Annotated in this window: 16 protein-coding genes; 12 read left to right on the forward strand and 4 right to left on the reverse strand. The window is 52.0% G+C overall.

Annotated elements, in window-relative coordinates; all coding sequences use genetic code 11:
- Positions 1 to 1,229: 1,229 nt before the first annotated feature.
- From PMI38_RS04215 to PMI38_RS04275, 12 genes are all read left to right on the forward strand, one after another.
- Positions 1,230 to 2,588 (forward strand): DUF4041 domain-containing protein, encoded by a 1,359-nt coding sequence (locus PMI38_RS04215; RefSeq protein ID WP_008091095.1) that lies wholly within the window; start codon positions 1,230 to 1,232, stop codon positions 2,586 to 2,588.
- 123 nt (positions 2,589 to 2,711) lie between these two features.
- The gene (locus tag PMI38_RS26380) at positions 2,712 to 3,941 is read left to right on the forward strand and encodes an RDD family protein (RefSeq protein ID WP_008091096.1); all 1,230 of its coding nucleotides are present in this window, start codon (positions 2,712 to 2,714) and stop codon (positions 3,939 to 3,941) included.
- An 84-nt stretch (positions 3,942 to 4,025) separates the two neighbouring features.
- On the forward strand, positions 4,026 to 5,201 hold the full coding sequence (locus PMI38_RS04225; protein WP_008091097.1) for a restriction endonuclease: 1,176 nt from the start codon (positions 4,026 to 4,028) through the stop codon (positions 5,199 to 5,201).
- A gap of 657 nt (positions 5,202 to 5,858) precedes the next feature.
- A complete protein-coding gene (locus tag PMI38_RS04235; protein ID WP_043272987.1) occupies positions 5,859 to 6,068 on the forward strand; it encodes a hypothetical protein in 210 nt (69 codons plus the stop codon).
- Positions 6,069 to 6,190: 122 nt separating this feature from the next.
- The gene (locus PMI38_RS27450) at positions 6,191 to 6,403 is read left to right on the forward strand and encodes a hypothetical protein (protein WP_008091099.1); all 213 of its coding nucleotides are present in this window, start codon (positions 6,191 to 6,193) and stop codon (positions 6,401 to 6,403) included.
- A gap of 89 nt (positions 6,404 to 6,492) precedes the next feature.
- A complete protein-coding gene (locus PMI38_RS27455; RefSeq protein ID WP_008091100.1) occupies positions 6,493 to 7,134 on the forward strand; it encodes a GIY-YIG nuclease family protein in 642 nt (213 codons plus the stop codon).
- Between the two features lie 576 nt (positions 7,135 to 7,710).
- On the forward strand, positions 7,711 to 8,340 hold the full coding sequence (locus tag PMI38_RS04250; protein ID WP_238540165.1) for a metallophosphoesterase family protein: 630 nt from the start codon (positions 7,711 to 7,713) through the stop codon (positions 8,338 to 8,340).
- A 212-nt stretch (positions 8,341 to 8,552) separates the two neighbouring features.
- On the forward strand, positions 8,553 to 9,539 hold the full coding sequence (locus PMI38_RS04255) for a hypothetical protein (protein WP_162130457.1): 987 nt from the start codon (positions 8,553 to 8,555) through the stop codon (positions 9,537 to 9,539).
- A gap of 246 nt (positions 9,540 to 9,785) precedes the next feature.
- Positions 9,786 to 10,277, forward strand: a complete 492-nt coding sequence (locus PMI38_RS04260) for a KilA-N domain-containing protein (protein WP_008091103.1) — start codon at positions 9,786 to 9,788, stop codon at positions 10,275 to 10,277.
- Positions 10,278 to 10,718: 441 nt separating this feature from the next.
- Entirely contained in the window at positions 10,719 to 11,057 is a 339-nt protein-coding gene (locus PMI38_RS27460) for a hypothetical protein (RefSeq protein WP_238540163.1), read from the forward strand.
- A 293-nt stretch (positions 11,058 to 11,350) separates the two neighbouring features.
- Positions 11,351 to 12,631: a DUF5623 domain-containing protein gene (locus PMI38_RS04270; RefSeq protein WP_008091105.1), complete on the forward strand. Its 1,281-nt coding sequence runs from the start codon at positions 11,351 to 11,353 to the stop codon at positions 12,629 to 12,631.
- A 44-nt stretch (positions 12,632 to 12,675) separates the two neighbouring features.
- Positions 12,676 to 13,149, forward strand: coding sequence for a hypothetical protein (locus tag PMI38_RS04275; RefSeq protein ID WP_008091106.1), 474 nt, complete (start codon positions 12,676 to 12,678; stop codon positions 13,147 to 13,149).
- Between the two features lie 414 nt (positions 13,150 to 13,563).
- On the opposite strand, the gene PMI38_RS27010 is transcribed toward PMI38_RS04275, so the two are convergent.
- The 4 genes from PMI38_RS27010 to PMI38_RS26385 form a co-directional block, all read right to left on the reverse strand.
- Positions 13,564 to 14,520: a hypothetical protein gene (locus PMI38_RS27010; RefSeq protein ID WP_008091107.1), complete on the reverse strand. Its 957-nt coding sequence runs from the start codon at positions 14,518 to 14,520 to the stop codon at positions 13,564 to 13,566.
- Between the two features lie 333 nt (positions 14,521 to 14,853).
- Entirely contained in the window at positions 14,854 to 15,567 is a 714-nt protein-coding gene (locus PMI38_RS04280) for a hypothetical protein (protein ID WP_008091108.1), read from the reverse strand.
- A 513-nt stretch (positions 15,568 to 16,080) separates the two neighbouring features.
- The gene (locus tag PMI38_RS27015) at positions 16,081 to 16,593 is read right to left on the reverse strand and encodes a hypothetical protein (RefSeq protein WP_157214845.1); all 513 of its coding nucleotides are present in this window, start codon (positions 16,591 to 16,593) and stop codon (positions 16,081 to 16,083) included.
- A gap of 231 nt (positions 16,594 to 16,824) precedes the next feature.
- Complete coding sequence (locus tag PMI38_RS26385) at positions 16,825 to 17,781, reverse strand: site-specific integrase (protein WP_008091109.1); 957 nt, start codon at positions 17,779 to 17,781, stop codon at positions 16,825 to 16,827.
- Between the last annotated feature and the right edge of the window lie 778 nt (positions 17,782 to 18,559).

Below are 18,559 nucleotides of genomic sequence, written 5' to 3' on the forward strand. Positions count from 1 at the left end.
CTGTTGCGTTGCTTGAAGTGATCCTGGCGTAAACACATTGGCCATGTCGGGCTGCTCCGCTTTTTCTAACAAACCTTGAATCGAGAGAAAGAGTGGCCATCAAAATTCGTGGGCTCAAGCGAATGGATCTGCGGGAGGCGTCATTCTAGGTTGCCCACTCGTCAGCGTCTTACCAGCCCGCCAGAGCGGGAGGGAGCGATTTCCTCGTGTGCCGGCTGAGCAGGATCATATGCCAAGATGGGCATTCCAGAGCGCGAAAGGGCGTGGCGCTGTGGCGGCGAATGAAAAAAATTTCAAACCAACCCCTTGAAATTTTTTTTGCGAGACGGAGTATATATATTGTAATCAACAAAAAGCAGCACTCCCTGGGCTCACCCGCCGTATCAAGCTTTACTCCACCGCAACCGCTGTTGCCGTTCTACCACTCCTGAAAATTCTGCCTATCTTTTGATCAGGATGCTTGTCCTCACGTTCGGATTACCTGACTCTGGTGCAAGCATTGGTAAAAAAGGTCGATTCCTTCGGCCTTCAGGCCGGCTAGCTTTGCTTTCGTGCTCAAATTTAGAGCTGCCCCCAATTTTTTTTGTGAGATCACGAGGGCTGCGGCTAACAGGCTGGCCCCTTTAGGCAGAACAGTATTCGCCAACGCACATGGAGGCGCTGTCATGCGGCACGACCAAAAATTTCAGCTCACAAGAGCTACAGAAGGGCTGCACTACTGCGACTTGATCCTGACAGCTCAAGAGGCTGAGGATCTGCGCTCGTCCAAGAGCTGCAAGGGGCGGGGAAGTACCCTGGGCTCAGTGGAGTGTTCAGAACCATCTTGGAAGAGACTTGGAGCAGTGATGAACCTCGGACGACCCACACATCACCAACGAAGCCTGGGCTCGATTGAAGTCGTGCTGCTACCAGCGGGGGACTGCCCCGACTGTACTGAAATTTTGTTGTCCTGCATTTCGTTCCTATTCCTCAACAGTGGCGCCGACCGTATTCGAGTGGCAAGAAAGCAGGTTGGAGTGAGCAGCACAGCGCGCCCGTAAACCTCCACACCCTGGCTGTCTTCATGATGGCTTTATGACTTCACTCCGGTTACGCTCATTCTCAGCAGGGAAGGGGTGCATTGACCTAGTGCAGTTTGGGCTGTGCGCGGCTAAACGTTGTAGAGCGTTCAGATACCTACCTCGTGCTTCTCCGGTCTATGCATTCGACTCAAAACGAGGAAGGAACCCATGTCGTTTAGTGACTATCTGAAAGGCCCAGCTCACCGACAGCGTGCAGAAGCTCTTGAGGCCCAGCTTGCGGAACTTCAAGTGCAGCATTCTCAGCTGCAAGAGCTCGTCACGAAAATCGGCGCCATGGACGTAGTGAATATCCAGAAGCTGATTGAGCAAGAGCAAGCGAGGCTAGCGGATGTACGCGAGCAAGCCCAACGCTCAGAGAGAGAGTTGGCTGCACTCGCACAGCGTTCCACTGATCTGCAGGAGCAGATACTCGTCTGGGAAGAGACAGTGCTCCTGGAAAGCTTCGCCCTCTATGAGCCTAAGTTCAAGCTGACAACCAGCCTGGAGTACAAGGCTCGACTGGATCACGTACGTGATCGTCAAAAAGTCCTGATCAAAAATGGGCAGGCAGCCACCGGCAATACGAACTGGACGGTGAACAACAGCCAGGCCCAAGGTCGCAAGCTTGTGAACGACATGATCAAGCTGGTGATTCGCTCGTTCAACAACGAAGCTGATGCCTGCGTGGCCAACGTGAAATTCGACAACGTTGAGCTCGGCGAAAAGCGAATCCTCAAGTCGTTTGAGGCTTGCAATCGGCTAGGCAAGATCATGAGCGTAGAGATTTCGGGGGTCTACCTCGACCTGAAGCTCGATGAGCTGCACCTCGCTCATGAATTTCAGATCAAAAAGCAAGAAGAGAAGGAGGAGGCCAAACGCGCCCGTGAGGAGCTTCGAGAGCAGCAAAAGCTTGAGCAGGAAATTCGCGCGGCCCGGGAGAAAATCGCGAAGGAGCGGAAACACTTCACCACCGCAATGCGTGATCTTCAGGCTCGCCTGCAGCAAGTGCAATCTGAGGAAGAGCGCTCAGCGCTGCTGGTGAAGCTGGCCGAGGTTGAGGCAGGTCGCGCCGAGCTTGAGAGCGAAGAGAAGCTCATCGACTATCGCGAGCAGAACGCCAAAGCCGGATATGTGTATGTGATCTCTAACCTGGGCGCGTTTGGAGAAGGGATTTACAAGATCGGCATGACCCGTCGCCTTGAGCCTATGGATCGAGTTGATGAGCTCGGCGACGCCTCGGTACCGTTCTGGTTCGACGTGCATGCGATGGTGTTCTCGAACAACGCTCCTGCGTTGGAAGCAAAGCTCCACGAGCATTTCGCATCGGGCCGGCTCAACAAGGTCAACGGGCGGAAAGAGTTCTTCCGAGCTGAGATTGCTGAGATCGAGAAGGTCATTAGAGAAAATTATGATGCTGTCGTCGAGGTCACCCATGAGGCGCCGGCGGAGCAATATCGTGAAAGCCTTCGTATGGAATTGCCTAAGCCAGCTATTCAGCATTCAGAGCGAATGGCCGCACGAAGCTAAGCTCGCGATTGGATGTGCTTGTTTGCTAGGAGAGCGAAGCATCCGTTTACGGTCAGAACAGTCAGCGCTCTAACAGTGAATTTTGAGCCATACTAGCCTCTGATTTATCTTAGGAAATTTTTTATGGGGGAGAAAATGAGCGGCTGGTGGTATGCAATCAAGGATAAAAAGCATGGGCCGATAGAAACAGCCGAAATGAAGCGCTTGCTCCAAGCCGGTAGCATTGAAGCTAAAACCTTCGTGTGGCGCGAAGGTATGGAGAGCTGGCGGCCACTGAGTGACGTGGAAGAGCTAAGGTCATTGATGGCGGTTATACCTCCACCACTTCCATCGAAAAACAAAGCAAACGAGGCAGACTATCCGAGCGCCAACCGTTGGTCGAGATTCTTTGCTCGTACATTTGATGTCTGGTGGGAGACATTATTGGTAGCTGTAGTCTCATCGTATCTATTAAGTCGATACTCAGCTAATTTTGTGGAATGGATTCATCGCCCGGGTACTAGCCAAATATTCGGAATTCTATGCTTGCCCGGTGCACTTTTTCTTGATGCCCTGTTGTATAGATTGCTTGGGAATACACCGGGCAAAGCCCTGCTGGGAATAAAGGTTAAAACATCTGAAGGTAAAAAATTAAACCTCACTCAATATTTATTTCGTAACTTCTCGGTGTGGGTGAAGGGGCTAGGTCTAGGTATACCATTAGTTAATCTTTTCACAATGGCTAGTCAGTCAAAGCGACTAGGCGAGGGCAGGCAGGCGAGCTATGACGAGTTACCTGATTTCTCAGTGCAATCTCAGCCTTCAGGCTGGTTGAGGAAAGTCGTTTTTGGCGCGGCATTCTTGAGTCTTTTCGGCGTCGTGGCAACACTTAATATGATCGAAAAGAATGCTGATCGAGATTCAGTAATGCGCAATGCTCAGAAGTCCTATTCTTGGGAGAACCCGAGGACTTTAGCTAGCATTAACGTAGATTCCAGGTGGAAGCTTTCCAAGCAAACACCGATTGATGGAGCTCATACGTACCTGTTTTCTGAAGCGGCTGGGTATGCCCTGATCGTTTTTGCAGTGCAGGACTTTCCCGGCTATAGCTTGAGTGACTATATTTCTGGGTTTAAAGATAATACAACTAAGGATATGGTGCTAGATGGAGGTCGCTTCTTTGAGAAGGACGGGCGCCAAATGTGGGAGGGATCGGGTCGCATGGTTTCCAGTGATAGCGCGCGTCTCAATGTTCAAGTTGTTCAGTCGGGCTCCTCTTTTTGGCGAGTGGTGACAGTTCAGTCCGTGCCGTATAAGTATTCCGATGATCTGGCTGAGGATTTGAGATCTGCGCTATGGACTACGGTGAAGTGATCTATGATTTCGCAAAGCCTATCCTGATCGTCAGGCTTAGTCAGTCTTAGGTATGTTTCATACATGACATAGGGCCGGTAAATCGTGATCTATCAATGCAATCATTGTCATCGCTCAACCTTTGAGACCTATTGCTCCCAATGCGGGTCTGCTGACGCTGCCTCAATACCTCCGCAAGCTCAGCAAGGTTTGACGCCCCTTGATCCATCGTTCTACCCCGATTTCCAGTATCAGTCGAAGGGCTTCCTAAAAGACATCTGGGGCAAGAAAAAGGAGCAGGCCCAGCTCAATGACCTTCTCAACAACGTTCTCAGAAAGTACTCAGAGCTGAAGCAGCCGTATTTCACCAACTTCATTCACACCACCCGCGATCCTGTAGGCGCAGGCGGGGATGAGGCTGCAGTGCCGGGCGCACGTATGAATGGCATCTATTCCGAGCGTGAGCTTTTCAGAGAGGTATTGATTCGCAGGGGTTTTGACGAGCTTGAGCAGTTGCCCACTTTACTGGACAAGTTGCTGCTCACGACCGCTTTCAACTCTGTGTATGCCGGCTTCTCCCGAGAGGTTAGCCGCCATATCAAATCTGACCTAGCAAGCTCGCTGAGGTCATGGATCGAAGAAGCTGGTACGACTTTCCGTGCGGACTTGGCGCTCTTCTACTACTACCTGTGGGAAAGCGACGCTTCGTCCCCGGGACTGCAGTTCAACCCTCAGGCAGCCACCACAACCGGCGTTCCGCTGCTTCCTGTTCAGACATTTCAGTCCGGGTTAGGTCTGTGCGAAGAAATCTACTTCGACATCCTGGTTGAGCGTTTGGGGAGCCAGCTCGAGCACTTCAACCCGAATCGCTTCATCACCATGTATCTGGTCGACGCGATGGATGGCTTCCAGTTCGAGGCGTTCTTGGTCGAAATTTTCCAGACCATTGGATACGACGTACGAGAGACTCAGAAGACCGCTGATCAAGGCGCGGATCTGTTCGTGACCCGATTTGGTAAGACGATGGTGATCCAGGCCAAGAACTACAGCGGTTCGGTCGGCAATGCTGCAGTGCAGCAGGCGATCTCAGCCAAAGCCTTCTACGGCTGCGATGAGGCAATGGTTGTCACCAACTCCTACTACACCAAGTCAGCCAAGGAGCTTGCAGCTACTGCGGTCGTGCGACTGGTTGACCGTGCAGGGCTTCAGACTTACCTCGACGACTACAACCAAAAGCTCATCGAGGTGTTCCAGGCCGAAGCCGAGGCAGAAGGGGCTTAGGCAGACGGCATCGCACAACGGGCCGTTTAGGTGAAAGCATACGGGCAAGCCGTCTTGCACGACTAGGCTGAACGCCACCCATGCGGCAGAAGCTCTGTCTCACTCACCCGCTGCGTTGGCTGGCGCGTCAGCACACATCCTTAGCTCATAGGATCGGTTCGAATACGCTTCTCTGCGCGATCCTCCCTGATGCTCAATCGAGCTCGCCAATCCCCGCAGGGGCTACTGCCGCTGTAAAATCCCGTAGAGGCAGTAACGGCCAGATCTGCTTCCAAGCGATAGCACAAATTTAAGGAGCGACACCTGGTGTTCAGGACGGTCATGGAATTGATATTCGTGGTGAGCGCGGCTATGACAGTGTTCACTGTCGTAATGTTTCCGTGCATCATCCTGTGCCTCGGAGTGTTGCTCGTGCTTGGCATCGATGACAGATTCGTGAACCCCGTTGTGGCTTACGTCGCGTTCCCTGAGGCCGTTGTAATCAGCGGGTACCTGCTGCTTCGCTACTGGAGGCAAATCACCGAACTCGTAAGATCAATTTCACCGTGATGCTTGTGGTACTGATCCATCGATTGCTCGCGTCGGGGCTGCTGCTGATGCGGCGAGTCTCAGCAGTCGTGGACTGTAGGCAACGGAAGAATTCCTGAGGTGTCTGGATTGAAGCGAACCCTTTTAGGTATGGCTGAAGCAGGTGAGCCGCTACTGAGGCAAGCTCTAGAAGCGATTCGAGCCTATAACGATGCGGTGGAGGACAAGCGACCTGCAGCTGAGATTGAACGCCTGCGCGTTGAGGCAGACCATCTCTATCACACAGTGATCGACTACCAGGTTCATAAAGCCGGGGGCTTGGGTGAGTCGGTACATTAAACTGAGACGTAGGTATTCGAACACGTTGAGCTGGTACCTAGCCCACCTCGATGGTCGCGGTTTTAAGAATCGAGCGTAGTCATCGACACCGAAAGCCCCTTACACAGACCCTCGGAGTGAACATGGTGGAGAAGGATCTCAGCAGCGTATTGCCTCCTGATCATCCGATGTATTCGGATGCCGTGGAGGCTATGGAGAGGTATCACCAAGCCCAAGCCGGCGGTGTCAGTGGCGCTGAGCTTGAGCGCCTACGGCTGTTAGCTGAACACAGCTTTCAGGCAGTCACTGACTACCAACTGCACGCGCTTGGCGGGCCAACAAAACCTAGCCACTAGGGATGCAAAACAAAGCCGCAGTAGATCTCCGAATAGGGTACCGAGGCGCTGCCGTGAGACAAGAACCACTCGAAATCGCTAAGGTTATGATGCAGAACGAACTCAGCTTCACAGATGTTATTCGCCAGATTCTCCGCCAAAATCCTGAGGGGCTGACACCCCAGCAGATCCGAGACATTGTGAAAGTGGAATACCCCCAGCACGTTGGCACACCTAGCCATTTGAGAAACGTCGCAGCTGGCAACTACAAGGATCTGGATCATGCCGTGCTGGCACGTATCTACCTAGCTTGCAGAAGCGCTTCGGACATTTCTGCAGACAAGAGCAGGAAGCCTCACCTGATGACGCTTTTGTCCGACGCAAACGACGTCGAGATTAAGGCGGACGATTTCATCGAAGGGGAAGACCTCGCCAAGCTCGAGGCCGATGTCGGCACCCTGTACGTGCTCTCCACAGGGCTCTACACGGCTGACCAGGTCGAGATAGTCAAGATTGGGATTACCACTGGTTCAGTCGACAAGCGAATTACCCAGCTGTACACGACGGGAGTGCCATTTCGCTTCACGATCGTCAGTCAGCTGGAAACCACCAACTACTCGAAGCTCGAGCAGGCCCTGCATTGCCTTTTCGACAGATATCGGATCAACAAATCGCGGGAGTTCTTCACGGCCCATTGCCTGAAATTCATGCCAGAGCTAATCGCCATCCATCGTAAGATTGAGGACGCGTGAGAAGCAGATTTCACCTCAAGAAGTCTCGAAGACTCCTCACATCCCAGTCCAGGGGCACTGTCGTATTCGATTCTCTCTAGTCCTGTTAGACTCAAATGTTCTGCAGAGCAGGGCAAGCACGTACGAACGTGCTTCACCAGTCGTGATCCCAATATGAGCAGAAGCCGACGCAAAACTCCGATACGCGGCATTACCTCAGCCACAAGCGAGCGATCCGACAAGCAAGCATGGCACTGTAGTTATCGTACAGCTGTACGCCGGCAGCTTGCGAGTGACCCTGACTCTGAGCTCCCTCATCCTCGTGAATTTTCTGATCCTTGGCGCATGGCAAAGGACGGCAAATCCTATTACGGAGTGAGCCGACGCGACGAGAAGTCTCTGAGGAAATGATACTCAGCGCTGGCCTAGCCGCGCAGTGATGGATTGTCGGCACCAGGAACGGATTGGTGCACGGGGAGGGCGGGACGCGCTTAAAGGGCAGCTCACCGCAAATCAACCACAGAGTTACAGCAGGGGCTAGGAGTGATTTGGTTTCTTGGCGACGTACATGGACTTTTCGATCACGTCATCAGGCTGGTGAAGGTTCATCGTCCTGAGGCTGTGGTCTTCCTTGGCGACCTTGAGTGCAGCTTGCCACTCGACACGATCCTGCGTCCGATCCTTGGCCTTACCGAGATCCGGTACATACATGGCAATCACGACACGGATCAAAGGAGCTACTGGCACAATCTGCATGGCAGCAGCTTCGCTGACCGCAGCCTGCATGGTCGTGTAGTTGAGATAGCGGGGCATCGGATAGCAGGGCTCGGTGGCACTTTCGAATCCCAGATTTGGCTTCCTGGAAGCCCTGATACCGGCATCCAAAATTATGGGGACTTTCTCGAGCGCTTGGCGCTCAAACCTTTGCACGAAGATATCGTCGCGACGAAGAAGCAGCACGCGCTTTCTGCTATCTACCCGGACGACTACTTCACGCTCGCGATGGAGAAGGCGGACATTTTGGTCTGCCATGAGGCCCCCAGCTGTCACCCATACGGCTACTCAGAGATCGATGATCTCGCCCAGGCTATGGGGGCACGAATGGTTGTTCACGGGCACCATCATGATTCTCTCGACTACAGGTCTAAGTGGCCGAGGCTGGGATTTGAGGCTTACGGAGTAGCGTTCAGATCCATAATGGCTATCGATGGATCGGTCATCAGCTGAGGCATGCGGTTGTGTGTCGCTTCGTCATAGGCATCGACGCTTCCGACTCGATGAGTCCGGCTGTGCCGTCGCTGGGCCTTCTATGCTGAGCTGGCAGGGCAGGGCAACGCTGTGTAGTCGTGCCTGCTACTCGTAGCGGCCAAGCTGGAGCTATCTCCTCCGTTCAAAATGCAGCAGCATTACCCGTCATGACATCGCTAGGTCAGGTGCCAGTGTCTTACAGTGACTACGAAAAAAGCAGAGCTTGGCTGCGTGCCAAGGCCAAGGACGCCAGATCCCTCTCAAATGAAGAAGAGGAGTACTTAGATCGCCAGATCGCGATTGAGCTGCGGAAGCGCATGGAGCATGATGCTTCGGTTCGTTGGTGGCAGCTCTTCGGGCTTGAGGGGCATCGCTTGGACTCCGTAGAGGCGGAGGCTCAGTTCATCGCTCACCTGGACAAAATTTTCAAATACCCGCCCGCGAGCCAGTTCCTCACTCCTACCGATTCGAAGCGGCGAACCCACCATGCATACCATTTCAGCAGGCAGGGCGTTTACCACGGCGTCGAGTACCTAGCGCCTCCCACGACGCGTCTGTTGGAGCTAATGCTGTACGGGTACTTTTCTTACGGGAACACCTGGATCTACTTAGATAGGAGATCGCAACTGAGCTCCGATGGGTTCCGAAGTCCCAAGCAATGGCTAGCGCTACCCCCAGGAGAGACCCCTCAAGACAGGCTTGGTATCACGATCGAAATCAGTGTGGGTTGGAAGTCCCTGATTCGTTCGCAGTCGCCTGCAGCGCTATTCAGCAGCTTGAAGCCATTCGAAAAGGAAAACCTTGCAAGGGAATTTGCTGCGGAAGGATCTCATCAACATTGGCTTGAGCAGATTGTGGAAGGGCTCTTCATGGAGCGTGGCCATCGCTCCAGAATCAGCATTACCTATGCAGGTGAATCAGAGGAACAGCCCCTCACCCTTGCTGAGGTGATTGCTCAGAAAGGCCGCATTCTAGGAAAAAAAGTGGTCATGCAGGATGGCGACTATCTGAACTGTGAGCCCGCCAATCTCGTCATCCGCTCGAACCGTGGCCGAACGATGAGCTGCAAAACCTGTCGCCGCCCCACAAACAAAGACCAATCTGAGATTACCAAGGACTCGTTGGGTTCGAGCCTTCGCATCTGCCATTCCTGCCTACGATGGATGACCAAGACCTAAGAGTGGAAACGGCCTCAAAAAGGGCTTGCCAAAAAGGTGCGCTTAAATCAATATAAACCCTATGATGTAATAGCTGCATCAGCAAGACTTAGAGGCCGGCTTTTTAGCCGGTTTTTTGTGTCTTGGATTTCCCTCTCGCCGCGTTCCTGCGGCATTTTTTGATCCTAAGCGTACCTATGCCTACTCAATCGCGATCACTCGTTCGTGAGGCATAGGCACGTCCATAGAAAATGGCGGAACCCTGATATGAAAGACTCGATCCACATTGATTATCAAAACAAAACCATCGTGTTCAGCATGAGCGGGTGGCTGAATGCTAGTCACATTGCGGAACTTTACTCGACCTCCGTAGATGGCTGGTTGAGATCACCTGAAACGCAGGAGTACCTGGCAGATATTGCTCAGGCACTCGGCGTGGAGGATGCCCAGGAGCTTGCTCAGATCACTGCTGACGGCACCTGGTTGCATCCGAAGGTGGCAGTGGAATTTGTCAGAGAGATCGATCGTAAGCTGGCTCGTTGGTGCGACATCACCATCGACAGGATTGTGCGTGATAACTCATCGATCAAAGAGCGTTTCGACGCAGCTTGCAAGGTGTTGAAAGAAGGTCGGCGTGAGGCAAGCGAGCATGGAAGAGGGCTACTGGAGTGGCGCAACAAGAAGCCCGTTTTTGAGTATCGTGTGGCCCATTTGAAGGATCAGTTGCAGCTAACATTGGGGCTTGATAACCCCAACTGAAATCGACGAACGAAAGCCCGCCTAGTGCGGGCTTCGTCGTTTTTGGTGCCGGTGAAATCAAGGCGCGGAGCGTCCCTGCCATTCACCAGGATCTGGGCCATAGCTCTAATCGGCTCATGCTCAAACTACGCGCCGTGTTAGGTGGCTGCCGATTCACTCAATTTTGGATGAGATCAGCCGAAAAAATGCTGAGTTGTCCGTGTCAGTCAGGGAACACATGAAGCAAGTCGAACGGGATTTCATCACATTGTTTAATTGTCTGTGATACCGGGATTTTCCGGTGTCTGAGACGCATGCTCTAGCGGGACGCACCGACTGGACAATCCATCTTGGCCTGGTCGTAAGGCAATGGGCCACACTGCTTGGAGCTCGAGCCCTGTTTGAGCAAGGGGGCTTACAGACGCAGTGATTCGGTATAGCGACACGGACACGCTTTCGTTCGTGGAGTGGGAGTGGACGCGGGCCCACACCGAAATCAATGAGTTCACCAAACTGCTCAAAAAGACTGATTCCGCGGTGTTTCAGACCTTCATCGGCTACAGCAGGGTTACCGATCTCAAGGTCACGATCGAACAGATCCGCAAGCGCTGGCAGACCGCCAACAAACCATTGATAGCATTTCTGATCACCTATGAGCTGTACGGGAGGAGCCGACGCTTCAAGGAACTGCAGACCTACATGTTTGCCAAGGGTCAATTCAAAAAAATCCGCAGTCAGCCTGCTTTGCCTTGGGAGGTAAACCGAGCGAAGGCAAAAAACGAGTCAGAGGATTCCTCATGACCGGCTGACATGGCTGAGCAGGCTGAGGCATCGAAGCCAGGCAACGTGCAGAGATTGAACATGCCATCAAGTTTCTCTATCACTGCTCGGTGAAACGCCGGCTGGGCCGAGAGGCTTGCGCTTCCGTTCCCCTATTTGCTAGATTTATGGTGCGCAGGGTAGGCGCATCACACCCGTCTTTGAAAGCTGGAAACGGCACTACCTGTTGGTTCTCTCATGCTCAAGGCCATGTTATTTCGAGGCCCTGTAGCGGCGTAGGCGGGTGGCGTTGCAGTAGGGGCGGAGAAACCAACATGAGCACCATTCCAAGCGTTCGTCCTTCTACCCTCAAGGGTATCAAGCGTACGGCCACTCGTATCACCAGCCAGAACCCCGACATCCCTCGCCACGTCGCTCTAGATCTGTCTGCGAAGCAGTCGGGTTTTGAAGGCTATCAGCATGCACGTAAATCGCTGAATGCTGGCTTCACAATTCCAGTCCTCCACAGCGTTTATCTCTCTGCTTACTGGCGTGATACTTCGACCAAGCCGCGTACCGCTGGGTTGGAGATTCTGGAGATTAAGCTCCCAAGGCCAATAGCTGATTTCCTGGCGAAGCATCAATGCCACCACGCTCAAAACCTGCAGGGTTTCTTCGTTGAGTCGATGGATCATGTGGAAATGAGGAGTACCGCCGAAAGCTTGGAGAGAGCGAGGGAGTTGCTGACTCGTGCAGCTCTTTCTCTGCAATTTATGGAAGCAGCGCGGCTCCAGCCGGCAACCACCAAGATCCAGCGCTCGGCGATGGACAATGCAGAACAGCTGCCTTCCGCAGACCACATCTCGCGCTGGATATGTGCAGACACCGGTGCCTGGCTGATGCTCGACGAGCCCTATGGACATGTCGCCAAACCGGAATTTCAAACCAAGCGTGACGCCTGGTCTACCGCGCATGGATTCATGCTGGCAATCCCCGCCTGGGAGGGCTTGTACAACCCGGGCAGCGCTGTGCCGCACTTCTTGGGTCACAATGCTGAGCTGTTGAATCGTGTGATCGTCACGGTCGAACGCCTTGGTGCAAAGGAGGCTACTGCTTGGGATTTCCAATCAGCGAACTTCAGCAGCCAGTTTGTAAGTCCTGCGCGAGCTGAGTCTGGGAAGAAGCGGAAACCTCGCCCTGGTACCACGTACGGTTTCAGCAAGAACGCAATCGAATACCGCCGCATGGAGGGTTGGGGCTCCATCTGGCGGCCGGCGCAAAAAATGAGCATCGCTGACCATAACGAAATGGGCTGGATACTCAAGCGGTTGTACGCAACAAAGATGCCCTTCACCGCTTGCACACAGTTGTCGGAGCTTCAGGCTGAGTTGGAAAACTGGATGGATGCCGAGTATCGGGGGGAAAAGCCCCGTGAATTTGACACGGATGCCTACTACGGCGGGAGCGACATCCCTTGTTACCCAAACCGGATCGAAACTCTCGAGGCGGTTGATCGTCTCCGTTCGATCATGACGGGTACATACCTGGACTCGAAGCCGCTGAGAGATCACCTCAAAAAGCTGGACGCGGCACGTCAGCATCTCGCCAAGTCGTAATCCTACATTCAGCGTTTTTGTGATTTTTGACTTCGGAGGTCAGGATGGAAGGTCATAACTTTGAGCGTCTGAAGGCGCATATTCTGAATCTCTCAGTCGCTTCGAGTTTCGACCAGGCTAGGTTTGAGTGGAAGCTCGATGCTGTGGAGATTAGTGAGGAATTTGATCAGTGCCCGTGCGGGAAAGAAATCAAGGAGCACTGCTATATCCTGAATACTAGGAACGGCAACAAGACCTACGTAGGAAACGTGTGTATTGATCGCTTCCTAGGCATTGACACAGGCAACCTGTTTGATGGCTTGAAGCGGATCACGCTCAACCCGAGCGCAAATGCTAATGCGGATTTGATCGAGTACGCTTGGGATAATGGCTACCTGTTTGGTGAGAACGAGTACGCGTTTTTGAAGAGCACCATGAAAAAGCGGAACCTATCACCTGGCCAGATTTCTTGGAAAAGAAAAATCAACAGTAGAATTTTGAAAGGGACGGTTGTCAGACGTCGAACAGTCCGAGACTGAGACATTTGGTCATCGCGCCGTAGGGTAATTGTACGGCACCCAAACCAGGAGGTGGTTGCGGGGTCGCGCCCTTGCTTCTTTGCGGTCAATGAAGCGAGTTTGCCTGGCTAATGGGCCATACCAGACTGGCGTTATTGGGAGATTCTTCTAGAACAGAAGCGCGAAGAAACCCCTGGAAGCTATCGTCATCGAAATGTGTGAGCGCTTAGAAGACTGGAACAGGAACAGTGATGGCCATCGCAACCCGAAAAGGCGAAACCCTGCAAATGCAGGGCTCGCTTCAGTCTGGCTGTCTGATGGCGACAGGGATGCAGCAGGGGTTAGCAGCGGTAAGCTGTTGCGCTCATGCTAAGTGACAATGAGTAGCGCCACCCCGAGATGAGAGGGGTACTTTTGTACTGCTTTATGATCGGGCTAGTTTTGTGGATGGTTGATGTAATGTGATTTCAGATAAGCAAGAGTCGATGTCTCAGTGCAATGACCAGTTTGCTTCTTGGTTCGGGCAATGAATTGATAACGTAAAGCGGATGATCGAATACGCGGTGGTATGACCACGTTAGCCTCAATGCCTGCGATACGTGCCCAAGATGCACAGATCTCCAGCAGATCTTCTGCAGTCATTGGAGATTTCGGATTGCCGTCAGGAGAAAATAGGTAATCATCTTGTAAAAGATTAGCCGCACGGATATGCCGATGGATTGAATCCGGCTCAATGATGATTTCTACGCTCGCCAGATTTTTCTCTGATGTTTTGTGCCGGTGGAATTTGATCATCGTTTCTCCGAAACCAGAAACGAGAACCTGGTTGACTCTCGTAGGGAGAAACTCGGCTGGCCGCAAGCCGGACATGAGGCATGTTAGCAGCGCCTGATCCCTAAAGTTGCCCGAAGCGATAACGCTCCTACCGATCTGGAAAAGCTGCTCGGTAGTCAGGAGCGGCGTATTTGGCGCTCGGAAACCGCTCAGATGCCCATATATTCTCTTAACTTGTTCCACACGTCCCAGTTGGGAGCGAGGGGCCAGCGGAGACTTGAAGGCAGTGAGTACGTTGACGGGCAAGGTAGCGATGACTAGCTCTAGCTTTTCATGGTCGAGAGCAAGCCATTCCTTTGGGTTCAACGTGGCTTGGATCGCTGAAAGAATACCTTTGCGGACTGCAAGGACGGATGGGGTCTTCTCTGCTCGCTTTGCCATTTTTGAGGCTTGGTAAAGCTCGTGATAATCCCGGTATCCCAAGCCTTTTGAAAGCAGTTCTCGAGCGAACGAAAGAGACATTGGACTAGCGCCACACCATCTCCTCATCAACGCCTTTGCAAGCCGCTTGAGACCGGATTTTGGGGCAAGATCTGTCGGAAAAATAGGAACGCGCATGGCATCTCTCCAATAGCGTCAGGGTGTCGGCTGCCCGCTGACTATTGTCGAAATGCGTGCATGGAGGAGGGCAATGCTGCCTGATGGAGGTTGTACCTATGCGAGCCGACCGCACGATGCAGGCTACACCGTCATTAGAACGTAGCAGAGGTCTTATAAGTCGTCCAGGGAGAGTCTGGTGGAGTCGTATCTGCTCCATGGCCGAGCCTTTGTCGCTCATTCGGGCTCGAAGAGACCGCCTGCATCGTCGGCATGCCTTCTATGCTGAGTTTGCAGAGCATGGGAGCCGCGAATTCATCAACAGCGTCAGCTGTTCGTTCTGGATCGTAGAGATCACCACCCGGCGTAATGACTTACAAGGTGTGCCCAAATCTTCAATGCCTCGCCATCCTGGCGAAGGGTTTTAAGAGCCTTTATTGCAGAAATTTTAGTGGGGCATCCGCCGATGAGAAAAGTTTTGTCGCGCTCTCCACTGTAAAGATGCAACAGGGTAAGAACCATGATCTGCTGTACCGGCCGCATGGATCGGTATGCCTTACGCATGGCCTCCAATAGTTCTGGAATAGGCTCATCGTGGTCATAGTCGAACCCCTGAGGTCGCATTGTGTAGTGACGACCTTCATCACCATAGGGCCTGACATGGGTGAAACAGCTCTCTAAGCCATAGTCATTCACAATTTTCCATGCGGTGTCTCCAAAAATCTCTCCTCGCTGGGCTGCCGAAGGAAAGAGCGGCGGCTCTGCACCGCAGATAATAGCCAGCGCGGTGCATTCAGCTGCGTCCATGCAAGGAATTTTGATAATCAAATCTACGAGTGCGTAGTTTGGGATGCGACCTGCGGCGAAGATAGGATCAATAGCTGTATAGGCAGCCACAGCCACAGGCACGCGGGAGTGATGGATGTAACATGAGCTTGCCGTTTTCATGTCGGTAAACGCCCAGGTGCCTGTAGTGCTTTTGAAAACACCCAGCTCATTAAGAAGAATATTTGCTTCAGCGACGTACTGGTATGAGTTACGTGGCTCGGCTTGTTCGAGTAAAGTCATCACGATAGTCCTTCGACTGAGTATGCTAATTGGGCACGCCAAGGGCGCGAATGACGGATCTCAATTTAGTTAGGACAGGCTTTGAGTTTTGGAATTTAGAAATTCTAGAGGGTGCTTCCTGAAAAGCAAGCGATGCGGCGGGTACCCTGTATCCTTCCTTCAGAATAATTGCAGGGTTGTTTGTCAATATATGTATTTTATTCATCCGGTTTTTCAACTGTACCGATCGTTAATCAACAGGTTACGAACGTTGTGTTCGAACTGTTACGGTTGGGCTTCTTATACAAGCCAAGATAATAAGAAAAATTTTTTCGATGAATGGTATCACTCGCAAAGGGAAGCCTACTGGAATCGACTAGCCGTTATTCCATTGGTCGACATGTGCGAGTGCCAGCAGGGTTGGCAGAGCAGGCAGTGAGCGTGGGTGGCGTTACTCTGGGCTACACGTCAAAATGCAATTTAAACAGTATTACGTTGGATTGTGTTTATCATTGCTTGAGAAAAAGCAATGCTTCAGCAAGTGTCATTGGAGGCGCTAACCATTCGCTCGAAGCGTACATAGAGTTCATATTCAATATCCTCAATGAGGTCTTGGCAAAAACTTTGCAAATCTTTTTCGCAGCGCCTGTATTCAGTTAATTCTTGAATAGTACCTTCCCCTGCGATTATATTTTTCGCAATTAATGTTCTCGAAATCTCTAAATTAAATATGTGAGTTATTAGCTCTGGCATATTATCTTTAGTGGTTGCTCCTAGGCTTTCTTGAGAATAAAGTACGCCGCCGACATTCTCTGTCGCCACATCAGGCGCAGGAGAAAGTTGCTCTATATGTGGGTAAACTATTTTCAGAGCATGTTGTATCCCGCAGGAAACTAAAAGCGTGGTCAAACCCTCAGCGCTGTGGATGCTGACAAACCATTCCGTTTCGTCAGGATGAAAGTGTCTCTGCCGTTCCGGAAGGCTGCGTGAAATATTGATAACAAAAATCGTGCGCAGCTCTGTAGAAACAGGTGGTTCTGAAGGCATGATGTTGTCTCAAGATTGTGCTGAAGACTTGATGACGGTGCGTTAGCCTTGGCTGGTGGGTGGCTTTATACTAAAGAAGCGTAGATCGCGGATGCGTAAAATGGAAGGTCAGGGTCGATTTTTATTGCTCTGTCAATTCATAAACCGATTAGCTTGCCTTCGGAAATGCCGTGTAGTAATACCGAAAATGATAAGTGGAGCAGACGACACCCCACTTATCGATATTGAAGGTTATCTAAAGTAAGAATTTAAGATGTTACTACTGGTATGTTTGGTGAGCCATCCTAATTTATCGCTTATGTCAAGCCTGTTATTGAGCAGGTAAAAAAATTCCATTTGCATAACGGATGTTCTGATTTTTGATGGTAAAACATCTTCGTGCTTGATGCCCGCATAATGCGCCCATGACATGCATATTCTCCGGAGAGAGTCCGCTGTCATAGGAGCATTCGAATGGTGGCTTGAAGGAAAAAGAAAATCGTCTCGTGAAAGTCTGGAAGTCCGGATATATCGGCGAATGGCATCAGGGTATCGGATGGAGACTCTTCGGGTCGAGTTGCTAGAAGCTTTAGTGACATTAATTTCGATTGACCTACCACCGGTATCTGAAGTAATGACATCACCGGCTTTGACAGATAAGATCTCAGCTGGCCGCATGCCAGACAGTAAGAATAATAGCAATGCCGCATCTCTCAGATTGCCCGAATTACTGACGCTGCGAGCGATGGCGGCTAGTCGGTTTGAGATCATCTGGAAGGCGCCGGAGGCGCCATGCTCAGCCAATGCAGCCATGAGGAACCATGAGGGGCTTACATGGCGTTTACGCGGCTGAACCGTGAGTGAAGACTGAAACGCGGTGAGAACATTGACGGGAAGCCCTGTAACGAGTTTCCTCCATGTAGTAAGGTCAGTAGCAAGCCACTCTTCGGGTTTCAATGTTGCTTCGATAGCTGAGAATATTTCCCGCCGGACGTCAGATACTCGGAGGGGCGACGCATCAGGCCGCGGTGATTTCGAAGCTTCGTGAAGATCGCGATAATTGCGGTAACCTAAGGCTTTGGAAAGGACTTCTCGAGCAAAAGACAGTGTGATCCGTTTGGGGCCACACCATCTATTTTGCAAGGCCTTTGCAAGGCGCCGTAGGCCGGATTTTGGAGCAAGGTCAATTGGAAAGACAGGTACGCGCATGGCAAGTCTCCAATAGAGTCAGGGTGTCGGCTGCCCGCTGACTATTGTCGAAATGCGTGCACGAAGGAGGGTAATGCTGCCTGATGGAGGTTGTACCTATGCGAGCCGACCGCACGATGCAGGCTACACCGTCATAGTAATAAACTAGCAGCGGTTTCTGAGGTCGTCCAGGCGGATTGGGAAAATCGTGGTGAATGGTCGGAGTCATCCTTTTTGTCTAGTCAGAGTAGCTCTCGCCGTCACACGAACATGACCCTGAAAATGGTTTACACTCATCATTCGTTCGATACTACGTCTGAGTTACATGGCCATGCACCACACGAAAAGCATCGAGACATCCTCTTAACCAGTAATTATGGTACTGCGTACCTCCTCCGGGATAACGTACTTCACCAGTATGACAGTGAAAATACCCATTCGATGAGAACCGGCATCTCGGCAGCTTCGATAGGCCTCATTTACAGGCCTATGAAGATCCCAAGCAGCTCTACTGGGACAACGGGCCTAGCACCGCACAGTTATTATCCGGACGATGATCGCCAGACGCACCGCCGAGGCCCAAGAAAATTTTGACGAGTTGACTGTCCTCAGAGCTACTAATCCAGCGGACTATGCAGCTAACCCGGCGTACGGCCTGCTGACGGGCATAGTGCGGCGTTGAGAGCATGCGAGTTGCACCATCGACGGTATACGGAGATGGGGTTAGATATTCTTGAGGCATCACCTGGGCTGCAGATCTCAGCATTGCTCCTAATGATGTCGCTGAGATTCACACCTT

This window comes from Pseudomonas sp. GM84 (assembly GCF_000282535.1).
Lineage (GTDB): Bacteria > Pseudomonadota > Gammaproteobacteria > Pseudomonadales > Pseudomonadaceae > Aquipseudomonas.

Bases quoted from the DNA above. Each gene is read 5' to 3' on its own strand.
- PMI38_RS27015 (WP_157214845.1), bottom strand. From the start codon at position 16,593: ATGCCTTCAGAACCACCTGTTTCTACAGAGCTGCGCACGATTTTTGTT.
- PMI38_RS26380 (WP_008091096.1), top strand. From the start codon at position 2,712: ATGGGGGAGAAAATGAGCGGCTGGTGGTATGCAATCAAGGATAAAAAG.
- PMI38_RS27010 (WP_008091107.1), bottom strand. From the start codon at position 14,520: ATGCGCGTTCCTATTTTTCCGACAGATCTTGCCCCAAAATCCGGTCTC.
- PMI38_RS04280 (WP_008091108.1), bottom strand. From the start codon at position 15,567: ATGACTTTACTCGAACAAGCCGAGCCACGTAACTCATACCAGTACGTC.
- PMI38_RS04260 (WP_008091103.1), top strand. From the start codon at position 9,786: ATGAAAGACTCGATCCACATTGATTATCAAAACAAAACCATCGTGTTC.
- PMI38_RS04275 (WP_008091106.1), top strand. From the start codon at position 12,676: ATGGAAGGTCATAACTTTGAGCGTCTGAAGGCGCATATTCTGAATCTC.
- PMI38_RS27450 (WP_008091099.1), top strand. From the start codon at position 6,191: ATGGTGGAGAAGGATCTCAGCAGCGTATTGCCTCCTGATCATCCGATG.
- PMI38_RS26385 (WP_008091109.1), bottom strand. From the start codon at position 17,781: ATGCGCGTACCTGTCTTTCCAATTGACCTTGCTCCAAAATCCGGCCTA.
- PMI38_RS04270 (WP_008091105.1), top strand. From the start codon at position 11,351: ATGAGCACCATTCCAAGCGTTCGTCCTTCTACCCTCAAGGGTATCAAG.
- PMI38_RS27455 (WP_008091100.1), top strand. From the start codon at position 6,493: ATGCAGAACGAACTCAGCTTCACAGATGTTATTCGCCAGATTCTCCGC.
- PMI38_RS04215 (WP_008091095.1), top strand. From the start codon at position 1,230: ATGTCGTTTAGTGACTATCTGAAAGGCCCAGCTCACCGACAGCGTGCA.